At 50.2% G+C, this 5,996-nt stretch carries 1 protein-coding gene, 2 tRNA genes and 3 rRNA genes; all 6 read right to left on the reverse strand.

Annotated elements, in window-relative coordinates:
• Window positions 1-320, reverse strand: a 320-nt coding sequence (locus HMPREF9431_RS06505) for a SprT-like domain-containing protein (protein ID WP_004380400.1), incomplete at its 3' end; no start/stop codon positions are given.
• Between the two features lie 54 nt (window positions 321-374).
• Window positions 375-487: ribosomal RNA gene (rrf, locus tag HMPREF9431_RS06510) — 5S ribosomal RNA — on the reverse strand.
• Window positions 488-590: 103 nt separating this feature from the next.
• Window positions 591-3,490 (reverse strand): 23S ribosomal RNA (locus tag HMPREF9431_RS06515).
• Window positions 3,491-3,723: 233 nt separating this feature from the next.
• Window positions 3,724-3,797: transfer RNA gene (locus HMPREF9431_RS06520), tRNA-Ala, on the reverse strand.
• Between the two features lie 86 nt (window positions 3,798-3,883).
• Window positions 3,884-3,957, reverse strand: a tRNA-Ile gene (locus HMPREF9431_RS06525).
• A gap of 256 nt (window positions 3,958-4,213) precedes the next feature.
• Window positions 4,214-5,743 (reverse strand): 16S ribosomal RNA (locus HMPREF9431_RS06530).
• The 16S, 23S and 5S rRNA genes sit together here with 2 tRNA genes alongside, the layout of an rRNA operon.
• Window positions 5,744-5,996 lie beyond the last annotated feature (253 nt).

Below are 5,996 nucleotides of genomic sequence, written 5' to 3' on the forward strand. Positions count from 1 at the left end.
TCATTCATCATTTGCCGAAACAGCCGCCCATGCGCACTCGTGTCTCGCCATTGATGAACACCTATATAATAATGTATCATCTCGTGAATGATCGTGTCTTCGAGTTCGCATTCGCTCAAATCAATTTGCGTGCTGATTTGCAGTTTGAAATCATAATTCTCCATTCCTCCGCCCAAAAGCCGGCGCCGCTTAAACGTACACATGCCCACAAAAGTCCTTGCATGACTAAGCCTGATGGGCAACTGAGGCAGCTGCCCGCCAAACATTTGTGCATTGAATTGCTCAAATCTCTCCCTTATAAATGGAATTGTCGCTTTCATATTCACAAAACGAAAAAGACCTCAGAGATTTCTCTCCAAGGTCTTTGATAAGAAAAAAGGCGGCTACCTACTCTCCCGCATTGCATTGCAGTACCATCGGCGCAAGTGGGCTTAACTTCTCTGTTCGGAATGGGAAGAGGTGGAACCCCACCGCAATAACCACCTGATAAAGGGGTTGACATGATTTTCACAAGCTGTAAACTGTGGTGTAAACACTTCTGGGTTCTTTCCTTTTTTTTCTTGAACAACTCAAAGTAGAAGCGAGGGAAGAGAAGAAAGTTTCGGGCAATTAGTAGTGCTCGGCTGTGACGTCGCCGTCTCTACACCTGCACCCTATCAACGTTGTCGTCTTCAACGACCCTCGATGGAGTTCTCATCTTGCGGCTGGCTTCGCACTTAGATGCTTTCAGCGCTTATCCATTCCAGACTCAGATACCCAGCGGTGCACCTGGCGGCACAACTGGTAAACCGGAGGTCTGTCCATCACGGTCCTCTCGTACTAGTGACGGCACCACGCAAAACTCCTGCGCCCACGATAGATAGAGACCGAACTGTCTCACGACGTTCTGAACCCAGCTCGCGTGCCACTTTAATGGGCGAACAGCCCAACCCTTGGGACCTTCTCCAGCCCCAGGATGTGACGAGCCGACATCGAGGTGCCAAACCACCCCGTCGATATGAGCTCTTGGGGGGGATCAGCCTGTTATCCCCGGAGTACCTTTTATCCTTTGAGCGACGGAGTTTCCATACACGTCCGCCGGATCACTATGCCCCAGTTTCCTGCCTGCTCGGCATGTCTGCCTCCCAGTCAAGCGCCCTTATGCCATTGCACTCTATAAGGTCGGTTACCAATCGACCTGAGGGCACCTTTGGAAGCCTCCGTTACGCTTTTGGAGGCGACCACCCCAGTCAAACTACCCACCAAGCAGTGTCCCCGCAATAAGCGGGTTAGACCTCAGACAGCCAAAGGGCCGTATTTCAAGGATGGCTCCACAAATGCTGGCGCACCTGCTTCGTAGCCTCCGGCCTATCCTACACATCGGATGACCAAGGTCAATGCTAAGCTGTAGTAAAGGTTCACGGGGTCTTTTCGTCCCATCGCGGGTAATCGGCATCTTCACCGATACTACAATTTCACTGAGCTCATGGTTGAGACAGCGTCCGGATCATTACACCATTCGTGCAGGTCGGAACTTACCCGACAAGGAATTTCGCTACCTTAGGACCGTTATAGTTACGGCCGCCGTTTACTGGGGCTTCAATTCAATGCTTCCTATTACTAGTGACATCTCCTCTTAACCTTCCAGCACCGGGCAGGTGTCAGGCTGTATACATCATCTTTCGAGTTTGCACAGCCCTGTGTTTTTGTTAAACAGTTGCCTGGACCTATTCTCTGCGCCTCATATTGCTATGAGGACCCCTTATCCCGAAGTTACGGGGTCAATTTGCCTAGTTCCTTAACCATGAATCTCTCAACGCCTTAGTATGTTCTACCCGTCTACCTGTGTCGGATTGCGGTACGGGTACCCTTAGGATATGCTTAGCGGATTTTCTTGGAAGTCTGATTACCTGCGCTATCTGCTGCTCCCGAAGAAGCTGCAGTACTTTCAAGGTCGGCTCTCGGAGTGGATTTGCCTGCTCCGATCTACGCCTACACTCTTTAACGGGGATGTCCGTCACCCCGCGGCAGTGTCACTGCTCCGTCTCCACATCGCTCCTAAAGGTAGTAACGGAATATTAACCGTTTCTGCCATCGCCCTCACCATTCGGCTGAGACTTAGGACCCGACTTACCCCGGGCTGATTGGCATTGCCCGGGAAACCTTAGACTTTTGGCGAAGGGGAATCTCACCCCTTTTATCGTTACTTATACCTACATTTGCGTTTCCATGCGCTCCAGGATCAGTTACCTGCACCATTCTACGCACATGGAATGCTCCCCTACCGATACTTTTATTATTGCTATCCCGCGTCTTCGGCATCTGCCTTATACCCGATTATTATCCATGCCCGGACCCTCGACTAGTGAGCTGTTACGCACTCTTTGAATGAATGGCTGCTTCCAAGCCAACATCCTAGCTGTCATGGGGACCAGACTTCGTTAGACTAACTCAGACAGAATTTCGGGGCCTTAGACGGCGGTCTGGATTCTTCTCCTCTCGGGGACGGACCTTAGCACCCGCCCCCTTACTGCATGGCTGCTATACGTGAGCATTCGGAGTTCGTCAGGTCTCAATAGGCGGTGAAGCCCTCTTGACCTATCGGTCGCTCTACCTCTCACGAAGATCACCACACGCGGCACCTAAATGCCTTTCGGGGAGTACGAGCTATCTCCAAGTTTGATTGGCCTTTCACTCCTACACTCAACTCATCCAGAAGCTTTTCAACGCTTATTGGTGCGGTCCTCCATTCCGTGTTACCGGAACTTCAACCTGGTCAAGTGTAGATCACTTGGTTTCGCGTCTACCCCCTCTGACTTAAACGCCCTATTCAGGCTCGCTTTCACTACGGCTGGGAGTATCTTTACTCTTAACCTTGCCAGAGATGGTAACTCGTAGGTTCATTATGCAAAAGGCACGCCGTCACTGCATATAGCAGCTCCGACCGCTTGTAGGCGTATGGTTTCAGGAACTCTTTCACTCTTCTTGTCGAAGTGCTTTTCACCTTTCCCTCACGGTACTGGTTCACTATCGGTCTCACAGGAGTATTTAGCCTTACCGGATGGTCCCGGCTGATTCACGCAGAATTACTCGTGCTCCGCGCTACTCAGGATACTGCTATGCTACTCGCGGCTTCATATAAGGGGCTCTCACCCGCTATGGCCCCACTTTCCAATGGGTTCTATTCACCTTAAGTATACAACATCGCAGTCCTACTACCCCACAGCTGCATTGCTACAGTCATGGTTTGGGCTCTTCCCCGTTCGCTCGCCACTACTGAGGGAATCATTAGTTTATTTTCTCTTCCTCCAGGTACTAAGATGTTTCAGTTCCCTGGGTTAGCTCTTACGCCAACGCGCAAGTGATTGTTCTTCAAACAACCGGGTTGTCCCATTCGGAAATCTTCGGATCAAGGGTTATTTGCACCTACCCGAAGCTTATCGCAGCTTATCACGTCCTTCATCGCCTCTGTGAGCCTAGGCATCCACCATACGCCCTTACTTACTTTCTTCTGTTCTCGCCTCATCTGTTATCAACATTATAATAGTATCAATATAGAAGAGGCGTCGCTCATACTTTCAGCTGTCAAGTGAAATCTTTTTCTCTCGGCCGTGAGGCCTCAAGACATTTGATTTCTAAGTTTGAACTTAGTTTACTCTACAGTTTTGCTTGTGTCAATATGTCAAAGATCGCTTCGATAAATCTCACCTTGCACGACTTGAAGTCGCCAGGCGATACCGAATGTGGAGAATAACGGATTCGAACCGTTGACCCCCTGCTTGCAAAGCAGGTGCTCTAGCCAGCTGAGCTAATCCCCCTTTTCGCATGAGGTGAAGGAATCGATACCAGGCAACATCCGCGCATACGGGATCAACAACCTCATACTTTCAATCTAAAGATTGCGTAGTCCCAGGCAGACTTGAACTGCCGACCTCCACATTATCAGTGTGGCGCTCTAACCAACTGAGCTATAGGACTTCTTTCTCCGGGCTCAGTGGCTGTCCAAAATCCTGGCCATCTATCCATAGCCCGGCTTCCTTTTTCTCGCTTTATCGAAAAAACAGATAACAGTAGCACAAGAAGAAAACGTACCCTCTTCTTTTCTTCGGTACCCTCTTCAACGTAACAACTTCAACTTCCATGATACCCATCACAGCAAAACTTAACTAAGCTGCTATGACTTTATATCCATAAGAAGCCTTTCATAGCTTCCTTTTAAAGATGTCGTCTCCAGAAAGGAGGTGTTCCAGCCGCACCTTCCGGTACGGCTACCTTGTTACGACTTAGCCCCAATTACCAGTTTTGCCCTAGGCCGATCCTTGCGGTAACGGACTTTAGGCACCCCCGGCTTTCATGGCTTGACGGGCGGTGTGTACAAGGCCCGGGAACGTATTCACCGCGCCATGGCTGATGCGCGATTACTAGCGAATCCAGCTTCGTGAGGTCGGGTTGCAGACCTCAGTCCGAACTGGGACCGGCTTTTAAGATTCGATCGCATTTACATGCAACCTGCCCTCTGTACCGGCCATTGTAACACGTGTGTAGCCCCGGACGTAAGGGCCGTGCTGATTTGACGTCATCCCCACCTTCCTCACACCTTACGGTGGCAGTATTCCCAGAGTGCCCAGCATCACCTGATGGCAACTAAGAAAAGGGGTTGCGCTCGTTATGGCACTTAAGCCGACACCTCACGGCACGAGCTGACGACAACCATGCAGCACCTTCACAGATGCCCCGAAGGGCCTTGGCATCTCTGCCGCGTTCATCTGCAATTCAAGCCCGGGTAAGGTTCCTCGCGTATCATCGAATTAAACCACATGTTCCTCCGCTTGTGCGGGCCCCCGTCAATTCCTTTGAGTTTCACCGTTGCCGGCGTACTCCCCAGGTGGGATGCTTAATGCTTTCGCTTGGCCGCTGACTCTAATGAGCCAACAGCGGGCATCCAGCGTTTACTGTGCGGACTACCAGGGTATCTAATCCTGTTTGATACCCGCACCTTCGAGCTTCAGCGTCAGTTGTGCTCCCGTAAGCTGCCTTCGCAATCGGAGTTCTTCGTCATATCTAAGCATTTCACCGCTACACGACGAATTCCGCCTACGTTGCGCACACTCTAGTAAACCAGTTCGCGCTGCAAGTCAGATGTTGAGCATCTACATTTCACAACACGCTTAATCTACGGCCTACGCTCCCTTTAAACCCAATAAATCCGGATAACGCCCGAACCTTCCGTATTACCGCGGCTGCTGGCACGGAATTAGCCGGTCCTTATTCATAGGGTACATACAATAATCCACACGTGGATCACTTTATTCCCCTATAAAAGCAGTTTACAACCCATAGGGCCGTCGTCCTGCACGCTACTTGGCTGGTTCAGGCTCTCGCCCATTGACCAATATTCCTCACTGCTGCCTCCCGTAGGAGTTTGGACCGTGTCTCAGTTCCAATGTGGGGGACCTTCCTCTCAGAACCCCTACTGATCGTCGCCTTGGTGGGCCGTTACCCCGCCAACAAGCTAATCAGACGCATCCCCATCCATTACCGATAAATCTTTAATCCTCATTAGATGTCTGCTGAGAATACCATGGGGCATTAGTCTTACTTTCGCAAGGTTATTCCCCTGTAATGGGCAGGTTGGATACGCGTTACTCACCCGTGCGCCGGTCGACGCCTGAGAGAGCAAGCTCTCTCATCGTTTCCCCTCGACTTGCATGTGTTAAGCCTGTAGCTAGCGTTCATCCTGAGCCAGGATCAAACTCTCCATTGTAAAATATCTATTTTCTGCCCACTAAACCGAAACATTAAAAATAAGCCCGGAATAGAAAGGCATGAGTCTATCTGATTCAGAACAACATCCTTCGCTTTATTGAAGTCTTCACCTGTACGTCTCAAAGAATACCATCTTCTGACGGTTCGTTCTTTTTACCCAAGCACTCATCTCGAAAACAAGACAAGCACTCGCTTCTTGTACTACTTCTCTGTCTATGAAAATCTTGTCAAAGATCGCGTCTCTTTATTCC

The sequence above is a fragment of the Segatella oulorum F0390 genome, from assembly GCF_000224615.1.
GTDB lineage: Bacteria > Bacteroidota > Bacteroidia > Bacteroidales > Bacteroidaceae > Prevotella > Prevotella oulorum.